We start from the raw sequence: 20420 nt of genomic DNA on the forward strand, positions 1-20420 counted from the left end.
AAGCCCACCGTAGCTAAAGGCCAGGATGCCCTCAAACGGACTAATCCCTTCGACCCGGCAGCATGAAATAATCCGCTTCACTTCAACCCATAACAAGAATAAGGACCTGCCATGCAAGCCCCTGAAATTTTCATTCTCAGCGCCCGGCGAACGGCCATCGGCACGTTTGGCGGCGCACTCAAGGATATGCCGCTCTGCGATCTGGCCACCACGGCCGTCAAGGCCGCACTCATCGACAGTCAAGTCGAGGCCGAGCGCATCGGGCACGTGGTCATGGGCAATGTCATTGCCACTGAACCCAAGGACGCCTACCTGGCACGGGTCGCCGCAATCAACGCGGGTATTCCCAAAGAAACACCGGCATATAACGTGAACCGCCTGTGCGGTTCCGGCTTGCAGGCGATCATTTCTGCCGCTCATACCCTGCAACTGGGCGATGCCGATTTCGCCATTGGCGGCGGCGCGGAATCCATGAGCCGTGGCCCTTACCTGATGCCGTCCGCCCGCTGGGGGGCGCGCATGGGGGATGCACTGATGCAGGACTATATGCTCGGGATTCTTCACGATCCGTTCCAGGGCATGCATATGGGCATCACGGCTGAAAATGTCGCACAACGCAATCACATCAGTCGCGAAGCGCAAGACGCCTTGGCGTTCAGCGACCAGCAACGGGCCGCCCACGCTATCACCCAAGGCTATTTCACCGCGCAAATTGCGGCTGTCGAGGTGCCCGGTCGAAAAGGCATCAGCCTGTTCAATGTCGATGAACACCCGCGTGTGACCACTCTTGCGCAACTGGCGCAGATGAAACCGGCGTTCAAAAAGGACGGCACCGTGACGGCGGGCAATGCTTCGGGCCTGAATGACGGCGCGGCGGCCCTGGTACTGGCCAGTGGTGATGCCGTTCGGGCCTCAAACCTCACCCCTATGGCGCGTCTGGTGGCGTATGCCCATGCCGGGGTCGAACCTGAACTGATGGGCCTGGGCCCCATACCGGCCACACGTCTGGCCCTCAAGCGTGCGGGTTTACGGATTGAGGATATGGACGTGATTGAAGCCAACATCGCCTTTGCAGCGCAGGCGTGTGCGGTGATGGAAGAGCTGGAACTTGACCCGGCCAAGCTCAACCCGAATGGCTCGGGCATAGCGTTGGGTCATCCGGTGGGCGCTACGGGTGCGATCATCGCCACCAAAGCGCTCCACGAACTGCAACGGATAAAAGGCCGCTATGCCCTGGCCACCATGTGCATTGGGGGCGGTCAGGGCATCGCGGTGATTTTCGAGCGGGTCTGAGCGCCAGCCCGGAGTTATCCGGGCATCCGCCCAAATTTACCGGACTGGAAGTCGATAAAGGCCTGTTGAATCTCGGCCTCGGTGTTCATCACAAACGGGCCGTGACCCACAATCGGCTCGTCGATAGGCTCACCGCTCAAGATCAACAACACAGCATCGTTGTTGGCTTCAAGACGAATGCTGGAACCCTCGCGGTCAAACAGGGCCAACTGCCCTTCACGCACGACTTCCTGACCATTGACCTCCACCGCGCCGCGTAACACGACCAATGCCGTGTTGCGACCTTGATGAAGATCAAAGGCGGCCGATTTGCCTGCATTCAAGCGCACATCCCAGACATCGATCGGTGTGAAGGTGCGCGCAGGGCCACGTTGGCCGTCGAACTCGCCGGCAATCAAGCGTAACCGACCGGCATCGTCCTTGAGTTCCAGATCTGGAATGTCACGATCCAGAATACCTTGATAGCCCGGTTCGGCCATTTTGTCCTTGGCGGGCAGGTTGACCCACAGTTGCACCATTTCAAGGGTCCCGCCGCTGCGGGCAAAGGCCTCAGAGTGAAACTCTTCGTGCAGGATTCCCGACGCTGCGGTCATCCATTGCACATCCCCCGGGCCAATTACACCGCCATTGCCGGTGGAGTCGCGGTGCTCCACTTCGCCTTTATAGACAATGGTCACTGTTTCAAACCCGCGATGCGGATGCTGACCTACGCCACGACGCTCTGAGGTGCGCGTGAATTCGGCTGGCCCCGCGTAATCCAGCAACAGAAACGGGCTGACATATTTGCCCATGCTGTCGTAGGAAAACATGGTGCGTACCGGGAAACCATCACCGACCCAATGGCCACGTGGAGCCGCATATACACCTAGGATTTTTTTCATCTAGCACCTCCTGAAATTCATGCCGACACTATAGATTCGCACCACCAAAGAGAGTAGATACTCATTTTGAAACTCATCGTTCCAAAAATAGAACATCCGACCGTGTACCCAAGCGCCTCGCCAGCCTAAATCCTGCGCCCTGCCCCTCGTTCTCTCCTGATAGCAAAGGCCGTACGCCGGCCCCTTGACGGCGGATTCTGACTGAGATGGCAATGACTAAACCCCGTACAAAAAAAGCTCTGATGATAGGTATCCCCTTGGCATTGGTTGCTGCCCTGGGAGGTGGTTTTCTGGTCTGGGACACGTTTTACAAAGGCAACCCCGGTTACCCGTTGAAAATCGTCAAACAGGCCGACGAACTTCAAGAGCGGCTTTTGTCGTTCGATAGCCACATCACAGTCCCGCTTGAATTCGGCACCGCAGGCAATGAGGCCGACAAAGACGGGCCTGGGCAATTTGATCTGGTCAAGGTGGCAAAAGGTCGTTTGTCCGGGGCGGCGCTGACCATTTTTGGCTGGCCGGAAATATGGAATGGCCCCAACGCCCCGCACCGTCCCACGGCGGGTTTCGTCGAAGCCGCACGCAACGAACAGGAAGCCCGCTACCGGATCATCACCACGATGGTGCGCGACTTTCCCAATCAAGTCGCCATTGCCTACACCCCGGACGACTTCCGACGCTTGCATGGCGAGGGCAAGTTTGCGGTGTTTATCAGCATGCTCAACGCCTACCCGCTGGGTAACGATATCGACCAACTGGATAAATGGGCCGCACGTGGCATGCGCATGTTTGGCTTCAGTTATGTCGGCAACAACGACTGGTCTGACTCTTCGCGCCCGCTGCCCTTCTTCAATGACACACCCGACGCACTCAATGGCCTGTCAGAAACCGGCAAACAGGCCGTGCAGCGCTTGAATGATCTGGGCGTGATCATTGATGTGTCGCAAATGTCGAGCAAGGCGCTGGAGCAAGTCAGCCAGTTGAGCCGCACACCGCTCGTGGCATCGCATTCGGCGCCCCGGGCGCTGGTGGATATACCGCGCAACCTCAGCGACAAGGAAATGCAGTTGATCAAGGCCAGCGGTGGCGTGGTGCAAATTGTTGGCTTTGGCACGTATCTGCGGCCCTTGAGCCAAGACAGTCAGGACAAACTCAACGCCCTGCGCAGCCAGTTCGATTTACCGCCTTTGCACAACCTCGAAATGGCGCTGATGCCGGGTGACCCGATTATCACCGTCTGGCCTGAACAGCGCTTCGGCCAATACGCCAGCGGCCTATACGGCATTGTCGACGAAGAACCCAAAGCCACCCTCAAGGATTACGGCGATGCCATTGATTACGCCGTAAAGAAAATCGGCATTGATCACGTCGGCATCAGCTCCGACTTCAATGATGGCGGCGGTCTGGACGGCTGGAAGGATGTCAGCGAAGCCCTTAACGTTACTGCCGAACTGCTGCAACGCGGTTACTCCGAGGGTGATATTGCCAAGCTGTGGGGCGGCAATTTTCTTCGGGTCTGGGACAGCGTCCAAAAAGCCGCCAAGCCAACGTCTACTGATTAAGTGAAATAACCATGCCTACGTTGAAACCCTTGTACTACCTGCCTTTGCTCGCCTTGCTCGGCGCGCCTGCAGCCCATGCCGATGCACCTGGCACCGTCTTCAAAGACTGCAAGCATTGTCCGGAAATGGTCGTACTGCCCACCGGCAGTTTTATGATGGGTACGCCAGAGGATGAAGTCGGCCGCGAGCCCGATGAAGGCCCGATGCATAAGGTGACCTTCAGCACGCCAGTAGCCATCAGTCGTTTTCAAGTGACGGCGGCTGAGTTTGACGCCTATATCAAAGAAACCGGGGTCAAGATTGCCGATGGTGATGATCGTCCCGGTCGCGCCTGTATTGCCAGCAAACCGCGTTACCCGCAAGGGCCCCGGCAGCCTGCGGTGTGCATGGACTTCAAGGACGTTGAAGACTATGTGGCGTGGATTTCGAAGAAAACCGGTAAGCCGTATCGCATGGTCAGCGAAGCCACCCGTGAGTATGCAGCGCGCGCAGGCTCAACCGGCCCGTTCCCCTTCCCGATGGACGAAGGCAAGGGTTACAGCATCGCCCAACATGCCAACACCTATGGGCCTGCTGATGGCTACAGCTATACCTCGCCAGTGGGCAGTTACCCGCCCAATGCCTTTGGCGTGTATGACATGCACGGCAATGTGTATGAGTTTGTTGAGGACTGCAAACACAGTGACTACGCAGGCGCGCCAACCGATGGCAGCGCGTGGGTGACGGGCAGCACCTGTGAGCTGCGCCAGATTCGTGGCAATGACTGGGGTGAAGCGCCGGTATTTTCGCGCTCGGGCAATCGCAATGATATCTACCCGCAGACTCGCGGCGACTGGATCGGATTTCGGGTTCAGCGCGATCTATAGGGATCAAAAGCCCCTCACCCCAGCCCTCTCCCAAAGGGAGAGGGAGCTTGTACGCGGCGAATGATATTTCATGAACAACTCAAATCAGTCCCCTCTCCCTTTGGGAGAGGGTTAGGGTGAGGGTCGTTCGTTAAATCCACCGCCCAATCACTCGTTCACAAGAGACCGTCTTCCCTTGATCCAAGGAACTCTTGTTTATGAGCCAGTGCGCAACACCCCGAACCTCACCGGGGGTTCTTCGAGAGCTGTTAACCCTGCTCAAGCCGTTCCGCCTTATCGTCTGCCTGTCGGTCCTGCTGGGCATGATCGGCGGGTTAAGCGTGACGGTGCTGCTGGCAACCATCAATAACGCGCTGCATGCCGAAGGTGGCCTCACCCAAAATGTGGTCGCGGTGTTTGCCGGGCTGTGTGTACTGGCCCTGCTCAGCACCATTTGCTCAGACATCGGCAGCAACTATGTCGGCCAGCACATCATTGCCAGACTGCGTAAGGAACTCGGCGAAAAAGTGCTCTCGGCACCCATCTCGCAAATCGAACGCTACCGCAGTCACCGCCTGATCCCAGTGCTGACCCACGACGTCGACACCATCAGCGACTTCGCCTTCGCCTTCGCCCCCCTGGCCATTTCACTGACCGTAACCCTTGGCTGCATGGGCTATCTAGCCATGCTGTCATGGCCGATGTTTCTGATGATGCTGGTGGCGATTGTCATCGGCACAATCATTCAGTACATCGCCCGGGGGTATGGCCTCAACGGCTTCTCTGAAGCCCGCGAAGCCGAAGACGAGCTGCAAAAGCACTACAACGCCATTGCCGAGGGCGCCAAGGAGCTACGCATTCACCGGCCGCGCCGCCAGCGCATGTTCAACTCGGGCATTGCCCACACCGCGCAAAAAATCTGTGACATTCAGGTCCGCTCGATCAACACCTTCGTGATCGCCAAAAGCCTGGGCTCAATGCTGTTTTTCGTCGTCATCGGTTTGGCGCTGGCCATGCAGTCGCTGTGGCCGAGCAATAACCCCGGCGTGATTAGCGGCTTTGTGCTGGTGCTGCTGTACATGAAAGGCCCGCTGGAGCATTTGATCAGCACCTTGCCGATCATCAGCCGCGCACAAATTGCCTTCCGCCGTATTGCTGATCTGTCTGAACAGTTCAACTCACCCGAACCGCATTTGTTGCTCAATGACCAAGGCACGCCGGACAAGACCGTAAACAGCCTGGAGCTGGTGGACGTCAATTACAGCTTCGCTGCCGTAGATGGCAGCGCACCGTTTCGACTGGGGCCGGTAAACCTGAAGATCAATCAGGGTGACATTGTGTTTATCGTCGGCGAAAACGGCTGCGGCAAAACCACCCTGATCAAACTGCTGCTGGGCCTGTACGCACCGCAACAGGGTGAGATTCGCCTCAACGGCAAGGCCGTTGACGCCCAAACCCGTGACGACTATCGCCAGCTGTTCACCACCATTTTTGCCGACTACTACCTGTTCGACGACGTGGTGCAGGGCGACATGAAAATCCCTCAGGACGCCGAGCAATACCTCAAGCGTCTGGAAATTTCGCACAAGGTCAGCATCACCGACGGTCAGTTCAGCACCACCGACCTCTCCACCGGCCAGCGCAAGCGTCTGGCGCTGGTCAACGCCTGGCTTGAAGAGCGCCCTGTGCTGGTGTTTGACGAATGGGCGGCCGACCAGGACCCCACCTTCCGGCGCATTTTCTATACCGAGCTGCTGCCGGATCTCAAGCGACTGGGCAAAACCATCATCGTGATCTCCCACGACGACCGCTATTTCGACGTCGCCGATCAACTGGTGCGCATGGACAGCGGCAAAGTCTCTACAGCACTGGAAACAGCCTGACATCGGCACCGCTGCCACAGCCTGTGGTAGCGGCAACCGGGGCTGCAAAAATTAAATTTCACAAATACAGGAACTTCATTCCGGTTTCTTAATCGCGCTGCGTCTAATAACTATTCCCATTAACAAAAAATAATTCCCCCCTTTGGAGCCTAGGCACGCAATGCAACGACCACACTTGAGCCGGACCCCCCTTTCGATTGCCACCCAACGCCAGACGGTTCGCCAAACCTTGCTGTCCAGTGCTTTGGTTGCCTCGGTATTATTGGGGTCTTCAATGGCCCAGGCGGCTCCGGTTGCCTTGAACATTCCAGCGCAATCGTTGGCCAGCGCGTTGAATGAGTTTGGCAAACAAGCCAATCTGCAAGTGCTGTATAGCCCGGATCAGGTGCAGGGAATCAAGTCGCGTACCGTTACGGGCTCGCTGGAGCCGGTCAAGGCACTGGAAACCCTGCTGCAAGGCAGCGGCATTTCGTATCAGCTCAATGGCGACACGGTGATTCTGAACGCGCCTCAGGGCCAGGGCCTTGAGCTGGGAGCCACCACCGTTTCCGGCCAAGGGCTGGGCACCTCGCTGACCACGGAAGACACCGGTTCATACACAACGGGGGCCACCAGCAGCTCCACCAAGCTACCGTTGTCGATTCGCGAAACACCCCAGACCGTTACGGTGGTCACCCGTCAGAACATGGACGATCAGGGTGCTCAAAGCATTGGCGACGTACTGCGCAATGCGCCGGGTATTTCCACCCAGGCCTATGACAGTGACCGCATGGAATATTCGGCCCGTGGCTATGCCATTACCAATTACCAGTACGACGGCGTCAACTCGATGTATGACGGCGTGTTTGATGAAGGCGCCACCAAGGTCGACATGGCCTTGTATGACCGCGTTGATATCGTCAAAGGGGCCACCGGCCTGCTGTCCGGTTCCGGCGAACCTTCGGCGACCGTTAACATGATCCGTAAAAAACCGACCCGAGAATTCAAGGCGTCGATTACCGGAAGCGTCGGCTCGTGGGACAACTACCGCACCGAAGGCGATATTTCCGGGTCGTTGAATGACGATGGCAGCGTGCGTGGACGACTGGTCGGGGTGTATCAGGATGCTGATTCGTATATCGACCACTACTCCCGAAAGAATGACGTGTTCTACGGCATCATCGAGGCCGACCTGACCCCGGACACGACCCTGACGTTTGGCATGGATTACCAGAACATCAAGCCCCGCGGCTCGTCCTGGACCGGTAACCCGTACTACTTCTCGGACTACAGCAAAACTGACTTCAGCCGCTCGTTCAACCCGGCTACCGACTGGAGCCGTCGCGATGTTCAGGCGCAAACCACGTTTGCCTCCCTTGAGCACCGCTTTGCCAATGACTGGAAAATCAAAGGCACGCTGAACCAGCAAACCAACGACCATGACACCCAACTGGGCTCGGCCAGTGGCGGCACGCCCAATCCAGTCACCGGTGACGGCATGTTCTTCTACTGGGGCAAGTGGGAAGGCCATCGCGTGCAAACCACTGCCGATATCAATGCCAGCGGCCCGTTCACGCTGTTCGGCCGCGAGCATGAACTGGTCGTGGGCGTCACCTCGCAAGACTCCCGCCAAACCGGCGCGACCTTCGACGGTAGCCTGTTCGAAATGGTGCCCGGGAGCATCTTTGACTGGAACGGCCATTACCCGGAGCCGGACTTCCCGAAAAACGGCAAATACGAAACCAACCAGAACCAGAACAGCGCTTACATGGCTGCGCGCTTCAAGCCTACCGACGATTTGTCGCTGATCCTGGGCACCCGCGTCAGCGACTTCCAGTACAACAGCACCTATAAGTACTACGTGCAATCGAGCACGTTCAGCGATAACAAAACCACCTCCAAACAGCACGGTCGTGTCACACCGTATGCGGGTGTGGTGTATGACATCAACGACACCTACTCGGCCTACGCCAGCTACACCTCGATCTACAAACCAGTCACGGACCGCAGCATTTCCGGTACCACGCTGGCACCTACAGAAGGCAACAGCTACGAATTGGGCTTGAAGGCCGAGTACTTCGATGGCCGCCTGAATGCCAGCGTTGCAGCGTTCCGCACTGAACAGAAAAAACTGCCGATTCAGGTCGGCACCAACCCGAATACCAACGAGGGCATCTATGAGTCCCTGGATGGAGCTACCACCAAGGGCATCGAGTTTGAGCTGACCGGCGAAATCATGCGCGACTGGAACGTAATTGCCGGTTACACCTACGCCCAGACCCGTTCCGATGATGGCGAACGGGTGTATGGCTACCCGCTGCAAACCACCAAACCGGAAAACGTCGCCAAACTGTTCACCACCTACCGTCTGCCGGGCGTGCTGAACAAAGTCACCGTGGGCGGTGGTGTGAACTGGCAAAGTCCGTTCTACGGCCAGATCTACAACGATCCCAAGGGCGATTACGACATCATCGAGCAACACAGCTACGCGCTGGTCAACCTGATGACCCGGTACGAATACAATGAACACCTGACCTTCAACCTGAATGCCGACAACGTCTTCGACAAGAAGTACCTGTCAGGTCTGGGCAACTTCAACACCACGTACTACGGCGCGCCTCGCAGTCTGATGCTGACCACCAAGTACACGTTCTAAACGGATAAGTGTTCAACACAAAAGCCCCGGCTCAATGATCCGGGGCTTTTGTATTTTAGGGTTGCCACTGAGTCTTTAGGTGATCCAGCTTTCGGTCCAGAAAACTCGCCGCGCTGATCAACGCCAAATGAGTCAAGGCCTGAGGCGTATTGCCCAAATGACGAGCGTGACTGTCGAACTCCTCGGCGTACAACCCCAGCGGGTTGGCATAGCGCAGTAACTGCTCAAATTCCAGATGCGCCTTTTCAACCTGCCCGGCCCGGGCCAGACATTCCACGTACCAGAATGAACAGGCGGCAAAGGCCCCTTCTGTGCCTTGCAGGCCATCCATGCCACTATCCTCGTTGCGATAGCGATAGACCATGCCATCACGCACCAGGGTTTTTTCTATGGCGGCCAGCGTGGCCAGCCACGCAGGGTCTGTGGCGCCGATAAAACGCACTAATGGCATCAACAGCATTGAGCCGTCCAGTGCCGTGCCGCCTTTGTACTGAACAAAATGACCGCGCTCGGCGTTAAAGAAATTAGCCCATATATCGCTGTGAATTGCTTGGCGGGTGTCGTTCCACTGCGCGAATGGTGCGGGCAGTGAGCGCTTTGACGCCAGACGAATAGCCCGGTCGAGTGCTACCCAGCACATCAACCGGGAATGCAGAAAGTGATGTTTCTCACCGCGCATCTCCCAAATACCGACATCGGCCTGATTCCAGGTGTCGCAGACGTGATTCACGATTTGGGTCACATGCTGCCAACCCTCGTGACTGATCGCCTCTCCGTATTTATTGGTCAGGTACACCGCGTCCAGCAACTCGCCGTAAATATCCAGCTGCACTTGCTCAACGGCACCATTGCCGATGCGCACCGGCACCGCCCCGCCGTGGCCAGATAAATGACCCAGGGTGGTTTCGGCCAAGTCGGTGCGCCCATCAATGCCGTACATGATCTTGAGTTTGAGCGGTTCAGCGCAGCACTCCCCTACTCGACCGCGCAACCAGCGCATAAACCCGTTGGCCTCCTCGACAAACCCCAGACGCATAAAGGCGTACACGGTAAAGGACGCGTCGCGAATCCAGGTGTAGCGATAATCCCAATTACGCTCGCCGCCGGGGGTTTCCGGCAAACCAAAGGTAGCCGCGGCGATAATCGCGCCGGTATCACGAGAGGTGAGCAACTTGAGGGCCAGCGCCGAGCGATTGATCATTTCTCGCCAGCGGCCTCGATAAGTCGATTGCGCTATCCAGCGGCGCCAGTAATGCAGGGTGCGCTGCAAGGCCAAATCACCCTCGCCGACTTTGACCCGCGGATCGTCGCCCGCGCCCAGTACAAACTCCGCGCTTTCGCCTTCTTTCAAGGTAAAGCGGCTACAGGCTGCTTGAGCGTCAATGTTCAAGGGCTGGGTGGAGGCCAGTCGCAAAGTCGGCTGGCCCTGTGCCTGAAAACACACATCGGCACCGTCCACAATGGCTTGGGTGCCAGCCCGTGCATAGTCATGACGCACGGCACAGCGCAGGTCAAAAGTCGCGCTGCCGCTGATAACGCGCACCCGGCGCATCAACAGGGGCAACTCATCCTCATGGTCACTTACGGGTAACAGGTCCGTCACTTCGACCACCGCTTCCTGCGCCAGCCAGCGGGTTTGCAGGACATTGCTGTCAGACAGGTACATCTGTTCGCGGCGAGCATCCGGCAGCTGCGGAGCCAACTGAAAAATACCGGCCTGGGGGGTGTCCAGCAGTGAGCAGAAAATGGAAGGACTGTCGAACTCGGGCCAGCAGAAAAAATCCACGCTGCCCCGATCATTGACCAACGCAGCGGTGCGCATGTCACCAATGATGCCGTGGGCTTCAATAGCGCTTTGCGATTGCTCAGAAAGTTTAACCATTGCCACGGAACTCCGGATAAAGGCTCATACCGCCGTCAATAAACAGCGTACTGCCGACGACATAGTCAGAAACGTCGCTGGCCAGCCACACCACAGCGTTGGCCACATCGTCAGCCTCGCCGACACGACCATAAGGAATCAGTTTCAACAATGCTTGCTCAGCAGCGCCCTGAGTGACTTCACGGTTGATCGCGGTGCGAATGGCTCCCGGCGCGATGCCATTGATGCGGATTTTCTGATGGCTGACCTCTTGCGCGAGGCTGCGCATCAGCATCTCGACGCCGCCCTTGGAGGCCGCGTAGTTAACGTGCCCGGCCCAGGGAATCAGCTGGTGAACCGAGCTCATGTGAATAATCTTGCCCGCCGCACAGGACACGCCGGGGCGAATGCCCTGGCGATTGAAGATCCGCAACGCGGAACGTGCACACAGGAACTGGCCGGTAAGATTGACCCCGATCACCGCATTCCATTGCTCCAGCGTCATATCGACCACCGCCGCATCTTTTTGCAAGCCCGAGTTGGCCACCAGGATGTCGAGGTAGCCGAACGCATCCAGGGTCTGGGCAAACAGTTGCTCGACATCCGCCTCTTTGGAGACGTCACCGGGCAACGCGATTGCCCTGCCTCCAGACTGATTGATCTCATCGGCCAACGCTTGGGCGGGGGCTGCCTGTGAATGGTAATTGAGCACCACCGCAGCACCTGCGCCAGCCAGTGCGCGGGCACTGGCGGCTCCCAGTCCGGAGCTTGCGCCAGTGACTAGAGCGACCTGTTGAGCAAGAGATATGTGCATGATTGCCAGTGCCTGTTTTGTGGGAGGGCCTTGACTGCTGACCGGCTCACTGGCGCAGGAGTTCAACCGCTGGGCCATCAATGAACGCCCTTTTGCGCATAACTGCTGTTCCCGTTCAGGCTTTAACCTCAGCAACAGCGCTTCGTATAGTGGCCTTCAGCTCACCCACAAGAAGAAATCCTGATGAACAGCCTGACTGCGCCGCTGCAAAACATCGATGTCATAAATGCCGAACGGGACGCCGAGTACTTTGAGTACAGCAAGGCAGCCAACCCCATCAGTGCGGGATTGATTTCCCGTATTCCTTACCAGAACTTTCCGTCTTCTTTGTATGACTCTGGCCCCAGCCGTGTGGTGCCGCTGGATTTGAGCGAAGCACTCGGTTGCGAAGGCCCGGCGACCGGGCCAGGGTTACTGGCCAGTTTTATCCGCCTCAATGCCGGTGACACCCTAGGCCTGACCCCCACTGCCACCTCACAAGTGCTGTACGTGATCGCAGGCCAAGGCTCGCTGGTGCAAGGCAGCTGTTCGTTTGAATGGGAAAAAGGCTGCTTTATCGCCCTGCCGGGTATGGAGTCGGTGCAACTGACGGCCAGCGCCGATGCCCGCTTCTATTACGTGCATGACGAGCCGTTGTTGCGCTACTTGGGCGTGGCACCCACCCAGCAATCCTTTAGCGCGACCTTGTACCCCGCACAGAAAGCCAACGCCAAACTGCGCGAAGCCGCCGATGATCCCCGCGCGCAAGATCGCAGCCGTGTCAGCATCCTGCTGGGCAACCGGCACTTCCCGCAAACGCGAACCGTGACCCATGTGCTCTGGGCCATGTACGGCATCTTGCCCGCAGGCTCGGTGCAAAAACCCCATCGCCATCAATCCATCGCCCTGGACTTCATCATCGACTGCCCTGCGGGCTGCTACACACTGGTCGGCAGCGAGATTGATGAAAATGGCCAGATTCGCAACCCGATCCGCGTGGACTGGGCACCGGGGTTAGCCTTTGTTACCCCGCCGGGTTACTGGCATGCGCATTTCAATGAATCCGACAGTGAAGCGTTCTTGATCCCGATTCAGGATGCGGGCCTGCAAACCTATCTGCGCGCCCTGGATATCCGCTTCAGCTAACGCTGCCAAAACGCCGGGCTGCCCACCTGCTCCACCATAAAGTCGATAAAACAGCGCACTTTGGACGACACAGTGCGCTTGGGCGGATACACCAACCACAGCGCCGCAGGCACCTGCGTCGCCTGCACCCGCCAATCGGGCAGCCAGTTGACCAACTCGCCTCGCGCCAGCTTGTCGGTCACCAACCAGTCCGGCAACAGCGCAACGCCCAAGCCCTGTTCAACGGCCAGTAACTGCGCATCCAGCTCATTGATACGCAGCGGGCCGTTGATTGCGACTCGCTGCATGGCTGGGGCAAGTTTTTGGTGCGCGACAAAAAAAACCTCGTTGGGCAGATTGCCATTGAGCACTACCGGCCCCAATGCTTGCGGGGTATCGGGGGCGGGATGCTGTTGCGCATAGGCGGCACTGACACACACCAGAGTGTGCTCACTGGCCAGTTTGCGCGCCTTGAGGCTGGAGTCGGGCAAGGTGCCAATGCGTAATGCCAGGTCCACACCGGTGCTGATGAGGTTGACGTGGTGTTCGTCCAGGGTCAGTTCCAGGTGCACCTCTGGATACCGCACCGCGAACGCCCCCAGCAGCGGCACAATGTGATGCCGGGCAAACGCGGGCGGCACAGTCAGTTTGAGCACACCCCGTGGGCGCTGATTGAGCGAGGACGTCGCCTGTCGCGCTTGATCCAGCTCGTCCAGCACACGCAGGGCGTGAAGCAGGAAGGTTTCACCGCCTTCCGTCAAATGCAGCGTGCGCGTTGAACGGTTGAAAAGGGCAATGCCCAGATCCTGCTCCAAGTCTTTGATGTAACGCGACACCGTAGAAGCTTTGATCGACAGCTTTTCAGCGGCACGGGAGAAATTATTGGCGTGGGCCGCTTCGACAAAAGCGTTCAAGGCAGCAAAGTAGTCCATTGGCGACACACATCCGAGAAAAGTCTCTGAAGGCTATCAGAGCCGAGTATTAGTGAGTCAAACCAAATCCCACTACACTGGCTCCTTTGCACAATGGCGCGATCATGGACCTCGACCTGGCCCGTACTTTCCTCGAAATCGTTCGTAGCGGCAGCCTCGCCAGCGCGGCCGAAAAACTTCACGTCACCCAGACGGCCGTTACTGCACGGGTGCAAAAGCTCGAAAGCCTGCTCGGGGTGACGCTATTCGTGCGTAACCGCGCCGGCGCCAAACTGACCCCCGACGGCGAAGCGTTTGTGGTGTACGCCAACCAATTGCTGCAAACCTGGGAAGCAGCCCGGCGTGATTTACCTCGCCCCGAAGGCTTGCACCAGATGCTGCATATCGGCGGCGAAGTCAGCCTGTGCAACCCGTTGATACTGGACTGGGCTAAAACCGTGCGCCAACACCTGCCAACCCATGCCCTGCGCGTGCAGATTCGCGACTGCGAACAGTTACTGCGCCAAGTGGAAATGGGCCTGCTGGACGCGGCGCTGGTGTACCAGCCAGCGTACTGGCCGGGTGTACAAGTGGAGCAGTTGCTGGAAGAAAAACTGATCCAGATACGTCGTCCCGATCTTCCTGAACCCTACGTCTATGTGGACTGGGGAGACGAGTTCCGTCAGCAACACGATGCCGCCCTGCCCGACAAAGCGCGTGCCGCCATCAGTTTCAATCTGGGGCCGGTGGCGCTGCACTACATTCTGGATAACGGCGGCAGCGGTTACTTTCGTACCCGGGTGGTTGAAAGCTACCTGGCCAGCGGCGCTCTGGAGCGCGTGCCAAAGGCCCCCGAATTCACTTATCCGACTTATCTGGTGTATTCACGCGAACGCGACAGCCCCGCCTTGCAGCAGGCCATCGTGTTATTGCGCGAAAGGGTCAAGCAAGACAGCGATTGGTCACAGCGCTGGGGGGCCGAAATTTAAGCGTATCTGACACAGATGAAAGCTTTCAGCTTTGCGGCTGATCCCTTAGTCTGCGTGCGCAGAACATCGCACAAAAACAATACAGGTGGCCCATGACCGACCTTACTCGGGCCAGCGACAGCTGGCTGACATCCTTGCCCCATCAACAGTGGCTGCACGATCAGGGGCAGACACTGCTGGACTTCGCCAAAGCCTCGCGCGTACCCCTCGGGTTTGCCCAGCTCGACCGCTTTGGCCGCCGCGCAGACACGGCCCCAGCCGACACCATCACCACCGCGCGCATGGTCCACAGTTTCTCGCTGGCCCATATTCAAGGCCTGCCGGGTTGCGCCCCCTTGATCGACCATGGGCTGGCAGCACTGGCCGGTCCTCTGCGTGACCCCGAACACGACGGCTGGTTTGCCAGCCCTCACGCGCAGGACGGAAACACCCGCAAAGCCGCTTATCTGCATGCCTTTGTTGCCCTGGCAGCCAGCTCCGCAGCGGTGGCTGGACGCGGTGGCTCCGCTGAATTGCTGGGCGATGCGGTGGCCATTCTTGAGAACCGCTTCTGGGCCGAGCACGAGGGCGCCTTGCGCGAAAGCTTTACTCGCGACTGGAGCGATTGCGAAGAATATCGCGGCGCCAACAGCAATATGCATGGCACCGAAACGTTTTTGGCTCTGGCTGATGTGCTTGACGAAGACCTGTGGCTGGATCGCGCCCTGCGCATGGCCGAACGGGTGATTCACCAGCACGCCGCTAACGCCGACTACTTGCCCGTCGAGCATTTCGATGCACACTGGCACCCTTTGCCCGACTATAACCGGGACAACCCCGCGGACGGTTTTCGGCCCTTCGGCAAAACACCGGGTCATGCGTTTGAATGGGCCCGCCTGATGCTGCACCTTGAGGCAGCACGCCTGCAGCGCGGTCTGCCCGTGCCTGAATGGTTGTTGGGCGATGCTCGCCAGTTGTTCGCCAGCGCGTGCCAGTTTGGCTGGAATGCCGATGGCAACCCCGGAGTGGTGTACACCTTGGACTGGGACAACCGCCCGGTGGTGCGCGAACGCCTGCACTGGACGCTGGCCGAAGCCTCCGCAGCCGCGGCAGCACTATTGCAACGTACGGGTGAATCCCTATACGAAGTCTGGTACCAACGCTTTTGGGACTACATCGACCTGCACATGATTGACCGCCAGTATGGCAGTTGGCATCACGAGCTGAGCCACGACAACCTGCCTTCTGAAACGATCTGGCCCGGCAAGCCTGATCTGTACCACGCTTACCAGGCCACGTTGCTGCCGCGCCTGCCATTGGCTATCAGTCTGGCCAGTGCGTTGAAATTGCGTCGCTGAATCACAGGCCGAGCAAGAGTAAAAACAGACCGCCTTGCAGCATTTTTTTGTAAAAAGTACAGGGGCTGCCCAGCAGTGCTTGCTGCGCGGCCTCGAGCTGCCCTGAACGGTGCTGCGCGACGGCATGCAACGTCGCTACCGGGGCCTTCAACACCCCGGCAACGCGCTGCCAGGCAGCCAAATGCTCGGGGTTTTCAACTAACCAGGCCTTGAACACCTGACGCTGCGAAGGGCACGCATGCCCGGACTCCAGTCGCAACAGCCAATCAATGGCGGCCTGCGTCGTCGTATCAAGTCTGGCTTTGCCCATCGACACACACTGTGCAAAAGCCCTGCGCAACTCACGTTCGACGGTGCTCAAGGAAACACCTAATTGGTCGGCAATGGCTTGCTGCGTCAGCCCTTCCAGACGGTTGAGCAAAAACGAACGTTTGACCCGCAAAGGCAAGCCTGCAAGTGCGCGGTCGATCTCTTCAATCGCATCGCGCATCAAGCGGGAGTCTTCGCCAGACAGGCCGCCGCGCCACCCCGCATCATGAGGGCAATCGTGACGTGTGAGCGCAGTGTCGGATTCCAGAGTGATAGGCACGATAATAATCAGACTCAAATAGCAATAAGTCGCATTATCAGCCTATCAACAGAAAATGCAATCTCGCGTGCGTTAAAGGAGCCTTCGCAGCACCCACTCTCCAACGTGAGCAAAACCCCCGCAGTCAGTGACGAGTTCACCTCTCGCTGGAGTGTTAGCGCCCGCCCCCCAGATCCAGAAAAGTGCCCGTGGTGTAAGACGCTTTATCCGACAGTAGCCAGATAATCGCTTCGGCCACTTCATCCGGGCGCCCGCCCCTGCCCATGGGGATAATCGGCTCGAGCTTGCTGACGCGACCCGGATCACCACTCAACGCATGAAAGTCGGTAAAGATATAGCCCGGCCGCACCGCATTGACTCGAATCCCCTCTCCCGCCAACTCTTTGGACAAGCCCAGGGTGAAGGTATCCAGCGCACCTTTGGAGGCCGCGTAATCGACGTATTCGCCGGGCGATCCCAGTCGTGCAGCAACCGACGAGACATTGACAATATTGCCGCCTTGCCCGCCGTACCGGGGCGACATCCGTAACACCGCATGCTTGGCACACAGTATCGGCCCCAGCACGTTGGTTTTCAGGGTGTGCATGACCCGCAGTTCAGACAGCTCATCAACCCGCGATTTAAGGCCCACGGTGCCCGCATTGTTGACCAGCGCAGTGACCGGGCCCAACTGCTCATCGACCTCAAGAAACAGGCGGATAATGTCTTCTTCGTCGCTCACATCGGCGCGTATGGCGATGGCTTTGGCCCCCAAGCCACGCACCTGCGCCAGCACTTCATGGGCTGCTGCATCGTCAGCCAGATAGTTGATGCAAATCTTGTAGCCCTGCCGCGCCGCCAGCACTGCGGTGGCTGCGCCAATGCCACGGCTGCCACCGGTGATCACGATGACTTTGTCCATAAATACGCGCTCCCTCATCAACGGTGCAAATGTGGCCACCAGAATAACCGCGAACGCTTTGATTTGTCAGGAAGGCGTTAATTTGCTGTGGGACGTATGTTCCGCACGATGAATATCCACCATGAATTGCTCGGCAGGCCGGGGTTCGCCCAGCAAAAACCCTTGCAAGGCATCACACCCCAGCGTGGTCAAAAAGCTTTGCTGCATGTCGGTTTCAACGCCTTCAGCCACGATCCGCAACCCCAGCGCCTGGCCCAACGCCACAATCGCCGAGACGATGGCCGCGTCATCGCTGTCATGTTCCAGGTCACGCACAAAGCCTCGGTCAATCTTGAGCTCATTGGCCGGCAAGCGCTTGAGGTACATCAAACTGGAGTAGCCCGTACCGAAGTCATCGATGGACAGGTCGACCCCCATCTGCGAAAGCCGTTGCAACACGGTCATGCTCGCATCGGCATCACTCATGGCCGTGGTTTCGGTGATTTCCAGGGTCAAGCTGTTGGCCGGTAGCTGGTGACGCTCCAACGCCGAGACCACACTGTCCACCAGCCCCGCATAGCAAAACTGCAAGGCAGACAGGTTGACCGCGATACGCCAGTGGGTATATCCCTCATCGAACCAAAGCCGCATCTGGCGGCAAGCTTCATTGAGCACCCATTCGCCAATCGGAATGATCAGTCCGGTTTTTTCCGCCAAATCTATAAAGTGCTCCGGCAGCAATAACCCCTGCTGTGGATGCTCCCAGCGCAACAACGCTTCGGCGCCCACGGGCTGGCCACTGCCGGCGTCAAACTTGGGTTGGTAATGCAAGCGAAACTGCTTGTGCTCCAGCGCCTGACGCAAGTCTTGCAGCAGTTGCAGTTGCTTGCGCGCATTGGTGTTCATCGACACATCGAAAAAGCTGTAGCCATTTTTACCCGCGCCCTTGGCGTGATACATGGCCGCGTCGGCGTTCATCAACAACTCTTCAGCGGTCAAGCCATTACCGGGAAACAAGGCAATTCCCACGCTCGCCGAAATCTGCAAATCATGCTCATCCACCCGGAACGGTTTTGACAGCAGACTGACTTGGCGCGCCGCCACTCGCGGGGCATCGTCGGGCTCACTCAAGCGCACCAGCAGCACAAACTCATCGCCGCCAATGCGCGCCAATGTGTCCTGACTGCGCAGTTGCTCACGTAAACGCAAGGCGACTTCGCGCAACAGGCGATCGCCCAAATGATGGCCGAAGGCATCGTTGACCGGTTTAAAGCCGTCAAGATCGATAAACATCAAGGAGAACACACCACCCTGCTCAGTGGTTTCAGCCATCGCCTGGCTGATCCGGTCGGCCAACAGAATACGATTGGGCAACCCTGTGAGCGTGTCGTGCAGCGCCAACTGGGTCAATTCTTCATTAGCCTGGCTCAGGGAAGTGGCCAAAACCGCCGTACGTGCCTCAAGCCGCGCATCAAAAATCGAGGTCAGCAATGCAATGACCAATACTGCCAGACTGCTGATCAACACCAGGGTGTCCAGCCCCTTGCCACTTAAACCGTCGAGGGCAGCCCCACAAAAACTGCCCTCTGGAAAGTTAGCCGCCGCCATGCCGGTGTAGTGCATGCCAACAATGGCCAGCCCCATAATGATCGAAGCCCCAGCTCGCGCCAGACGGACATAAGGCATCTGTTTGCGCAGGCGAAAAGCGATCGACAGTGCAGCCGCCGAAGCGCCCACCGCGATCAACAGAGACAGACCAAATAACGCTGGATCGTAATCAATGCCCGGCTGCATGCGCAACGCAGCCATGCCGCTGTAGTGCATGGCGCTGATGCCTGAGCCCATGATCAAGGCACCCAATAACAACTGCAGCGCGGGCAAGCGTGGCTGGCTGACCAGCCAGAGGGCAAAGCCTGAGGAAAGAATCGCCACCAGTAATGACCAAAGCGTCAGCCCCAGGTCGTAGCCGAGCGTGATCGGTAACTCCAGCGCAAGCATCCCGATAAAATGCATCGACCACACGCCAAAACCCATGGCCAGTGCGCCGCCTCCGATCCACAGGTACACACTGCGGCCACGCGCGGTGGCAATACGGCCAGTCAGATCCAAGGCAGTGTAAGAGGCCAGAATGGCAACGCAAAGAGAGATGAAAACCAGCGCGGGGGAGTAAGAAGCAGAAACCATGAGCGTTCTCTTGAGCATGTGGCGATTAGCCTGCATGCCCGCTAAAAGGGCGCGATTGTACTGCTTGCTCGCGCAAACGCACATAAAAGTCTTAACAGGCTTGAACACGCTCATCGGACATTGGCGTACCTGCGTCCCCAACAATAGGGCCTGTATGATCCGGCAATTATCGCTATGCTCATGGCCATGAGCCCATCCCCTGCGATTCGCCAGCCTTGCCCGCCCGGAGCCTGCATCTGCGAACGCGAGCGCCTGACGGACGCGTCTGACCCCGACCTGCGCATTTTGAGCCTCGATCGCCGGGCTGAAAAAGTGCTGATTGACCGATTGGAAAACATTCAAAGCCTCAGCGATCTGGAGCACATGCAGCGACGCATGCGCGATCAGTTAGGCATAGAGGTGGTCATCGAGCCGGGCTTCAATGAAGTACGCACCATGCGTGGCATCGCCATCAACGTGGCCGAACAGCCGGGGCTGTGCCGTAAAACCCGTCAAGCCATCCCCGCAGCCATCCGCAGGGCGCTGGAGAAACGCCCCGAGATCGCCTGGAAACTGCTCGACGGTCACGACCTGCTGCGCGATACCTGAAGGCTCCCCTCATTCCTGCATGAACCTGTCTCAACTTCGTGTTGCGCCGGCCAACAGGTTCAGT

16 protein-coding genes are annotated in these 20420 nt (G+C 58.1%); 9 read left to right on the forward strand and 7 right to left on the reverse strand.

The window, feature by feature from the left end; genetic code table 11:
* The first annotated feature begins 111 nt into the window (after positions 1–111).
* Positions 112–1293 (forward strand): acetyl-CoA C-acyltransferase family protein, encoded by a 1182-nt coding sequence (locus EQV93_RS07595; protein WP_240891269.1) that lies wholly within the window; start codon positions 112–114, stop codon positions 1291–1293.
* A 14-nt stretch (positions 1294–1307) separates the two neighbouring features.
* Here EQV93_RS07595 and EQV93_RS07600 read toward each other — a convergent pair whose 3' ends face one another.
* Positions 1308–2174: a pirin family protein gene (locus EQV93_RS07600; RefSeq protein ID WP_240891270.1), complete on the reverse strand. Its 867-nt coding sequence runs from the start codon at positions 2172–2174 to the stop codon at positions 1308–1310.
* 212 nt (positions 2175–2386) lie between these two features.
* Here EQV93_RS07600 and pvdM point away from each other — a divergent pair, with 212 nt between their 5' ends.
* The 4 genes from pvdM (at position 2387) to EQV93_RS07620 (ending at position 9099) form a co-directional block, all read left to right on the forward strand.
* Positions 2387–3736: a pyoverdine-tailoring dipeptidase-like protein PvdM gene (gene pvdM, locus EQV93_RS07605; RefSeq protein WP_240891271.1), complete on the forward strand. Its 1350-nt coding sequence runs from the start codon at positions 2387–2389 to the stop codon at positions 3734–3736.
* A gap of 11 nt (positions 3737–3747) precedes the next feature.
* Positions 3748–4602, forward strand: a complete 855-nt coding sequence (pvdO, locus tag EQV93_RS07610) for a dihydropyoverdine dehydrogenase (RefSeq protein ID WP_146426003.1) — start codon at positions 3748–3750, stop codon at positions 4600–4602.
* 197 nt (positions 4603–4799) lie between these two features.
* Entirely contained in the window at positions 4800–6464 is a 1665-nt protein-coding gene (locus EQV93_RS07615) for a cyclic peptide export ABC transporter (RefSeq protein ID WP_240891272.1), read from the forward strand.
* Positions 6465–6624: 160 nt separating this feature from the next.
* Positions 6625–9099: a TonB-dependent siderophore receptor gene (locus EQV93_RS07620; RefSeq protein ID WP_240891273.1), complete on the forward strand. Its 2475-nt coding sequence runs from the start codon at positions 6625–6627 to the stop codon at positions 9097–9099.
* A gap of 55 nt (positions 9100–9154) precedes the next feature.
* Here EQV93_RS07620 and EQV93_RS07625 read toward each other — a convergent pair whose 3' ends face one another.
* Positions 9155–10981 carry a glycoside hydrolase family 15 protein gene (locus EQV93_RS07625; RefSeq protein ID WP_240891274.1) on the reverse strand — a complete coding sequence of 609 codons (1827 nt, stop codon included), beginning with the start codon at positions 10979–10981 and terminating at the stop codon, positions 9155–9157.
* Positions 10974–11774, reverse strand: a complete 801-nt coding sequence (locus EQV93_RS07630) for an SDR family oxidoreductase (RefSeq protein ID WP_240891275.1) — start codon at positions 11772–11774, stop codon at positions 10974–10976. The genes EQV93_RS07625 and EQV93_RS07630 overlap by 8 nt, the downstream gene beginning before the upstream one ends.
* 183 nt (positions 11775–11957) lie before the next feature.
* Between EQV93_RS07630 and EQV93_RS07635 the strand changes: the two genes are divergently transcribed.
* Entirely contained in the window at positions 11958–12899 is a 942-nt protein-coding gene (locus tag EQV93_RS07635; RefSeq protein ID WP_240891276.1) for a cupin, read from the forward strand.
* Here the strand turns inward: EQV93_RS07635 and EQV93_RS07640 are convergent.
* A complete protein-coding gene (locus EQV93_RS07640; protein ID WP_240891277.1) occupies positions 12896–13810 on the reverse strand; it encodes a LysR family transcriptional regulator in 915 nt (304 codons plus the stop codon). The two genes, EQV93_RS07635 and EQV93_RS07640, sit on opposite strands and share 4 nt — an antisense overlap.
* A gap of 104 nt (positions 13811–13914) precedes the next feature.
* On the opposite strand from EQV93_RS07640, the gene EQV93_RS07645 reads away from it, so the two are divergent.
* Positions 13915–14778, forward strand: a complete 864-nt coding sequence (locus EQV93_RS07645; RefSeq protein WP_240891278.1) for a LysR family transcriptional regulator — start codon at positions 13915–13917, stop codon at positions 14776–14778.
* Positions 14779–14870: 92 nt separating this feature from the next.
* Positions 14871–16115, forward strand: a complete 1245-nt coding sequence (locus EQV93_RS07650; protein ID WP_240891279.1) for a D-mannose isomerase — start codon at positions 14871–14873, stop codon at positions 16113–16115.
* 1 nt (position 16116) lies between these two features.
* On the opposite strand, the gene EQV93_RS22450 is transcribed toward EQV93_RS07650, so the two are convergent.
* From EQV93_RS22450 to EQV93_RS07665, 3 genes are all read right to left on the reverse strand, one after another.
* The gene (locus EQV93_RS22450) at positions 16117–16704 is read right to left on the reverse strand and encodes a sigma factor-like helix-turn-helix DNA-binding protein (protein ID WP_336247122.1); all 588 of its coding nucleotides are present in this window, start codon (positions 16702–16704) and stop codon (positions 16117–16119) included.
* 154 nt (positions 16705–16858) lie between these two features.
* On the reverse strand, positions 16859–17605 hold the full coding sequence (locus EQV93_RS07660) for an SDR family oxidoreductase (RefSeq protein ID WP_122782311.1): 747 nt from the start codon (positions 17603–17605) through the stop codon (positions 16859–16861).
* A gap of 66 nt (positions 17606–17671) precedes the next feature.
* Positions 17672–19768, reverse strand: a complete 2097-nt coding sequence (locus EQV93_RS07665; protein WP_122782310.1) for a putative bifunctional diguanylate cyclase/phosphodiesterase — start codon at positions 19766–19768, stop codon at positions 17672–17674.
* A 186-nt stretch (positions 19769–19954) separates the two neighbouring features.
* Between EQV93_RS07665 and EQV93_RS07670 the strand changes: the two genes are divergently transcribed.
* The gene (locus EQV93_RS07670) at positions 19955–20356 is read left to right on the forward strand and encodes a hypothetical protein (protein WP_122782367.1); all 402 of its coding nucleotides are present in this window, start codon (positions 19955–19957) and stop codon (positions 20354–20356) included.
* Positions 20357–20420: the final 64 nt, after the last annotated feature.

This window comes from Pseudomonas sp. TMW22091 (assembly GCF_022496705.1).
In the GTDB taxonomy this organism is placed as follows: Bacteria; Pseudomonadota; Gammaproteobacteria; order Pseudomonadales; family Pseudomonadaceae; genus Aquipseudomonas; species Aquipseudomonas saxonica.

Excerpts from the sequence above, each read along its gene's own strand:
- EQV93_RS07640 (WP_240891277.1), bottom strand. The coding sequence starts at position 13,810 with ATGGACTACTTTGCTGCCTTGAACGCTTTTGTCGAAGCGGCCCACGCC.
- EQV93_RS07600 (WP_240891270.1), bottom strand. The coding sequence starts at position 2,174 with ATGAAAAAAATCCTAGGTGTATATGCGGCTCCACGTGGCCATTGGGTC.
- EQV93_RS07635 (WP_240891276.1), top strand. The coding sequence starts at position 11,958 with ATGAACAGCCTGACTGCGCCGCTGCAAAACATCGATGTCATAAATGCC.
- EQV93_RS07615 (WP_240891272.1), top strand. The coding sequence starts at position 4,800 with ATGAGCCAGTGCGCAACACCCCGAACCTCACCGGGGGTTCTTCGAGAG.
- pvdM (WP_240891271.1), top strand. The coding sequence starts at position 2,387 with ATGACTAAACCCCGTACAAAAAAAGCTCTGATGATAGGTATCCCCTTG.
- EQV93_RS07625 (WP_240891274.1), bottom strand. The coding sequence starts at position 10,981 with ATGGTTAAACTTTCTGAGCAATCGCAAAGCGCTATTGAAGCCCACGGC.
- EQV93_RS07630 (WP_240891275.1), bottom strand. The coding sequence starts at position 11,774 with ATGCACATATCTCTTGCTCAACAGGTCGCTCTAGTCACTGGCGCAAGC.
- EQV93_RS07595 (WP_240891269.1), top strand. The coding sequence starts at position 112 with ATGCAAGCCCCTGAAATTTTCATTCTCAGCGCCCGGCGAACGGCCATC.
- EQV93_RS07650 (WP_240891279.1), top strand. The coding sequence starts at position 14,871 with ATGACCGACCTTACTCGGGCCAGCGACAGCTGGCTGACATCCTTGCCC.
- EQV93_RS07665 (WP_122782310.1), bottom strand. The coding sequence starts at position 19,768 with ATGGTTTCTGCTTCTTACTCCCCCGCGCTGGTTTTCATCTCTCTTTGC.
- EQV93_RS07645 (WP_240891278.1), top strand. The coding sequence starts at position 13,915 with ATGGACCTCGACCTGGCCCGTACTTTCCTCGAAATCGTTCGTAGCGGC.
- EQV93_RS07620 (WP_240891273.1), top strand. The coding sequence starts at position 6,625 with ATGCAACGACCACACTTGAGCCGGACCCCCCTTTCGATTGCCACCCAA.
- EQV93_RS07670 (WP_122782367.1), top strand. The coding sequence starts at position 19,955 with ATGAGCCCATCCCCTGCGATTCGCCAGCCTTGCCCGCCCGGAGCCTGC.
- pvdO (WP_146426003.1), top strand. The coding sequence starts at position 3,748 with ATGCCTACGTTGAAACCCTTGTACTACCTGCCTTTGCTCGCCTTGCTC.
- EQV93_RS07660 (WP_122782311.1), bottom strand. The coding sequence starts at position 17,605 with ATGGACAAAGTCATCGTGATCACCGGTGGCAGCCGTGGCATTGGCGCA.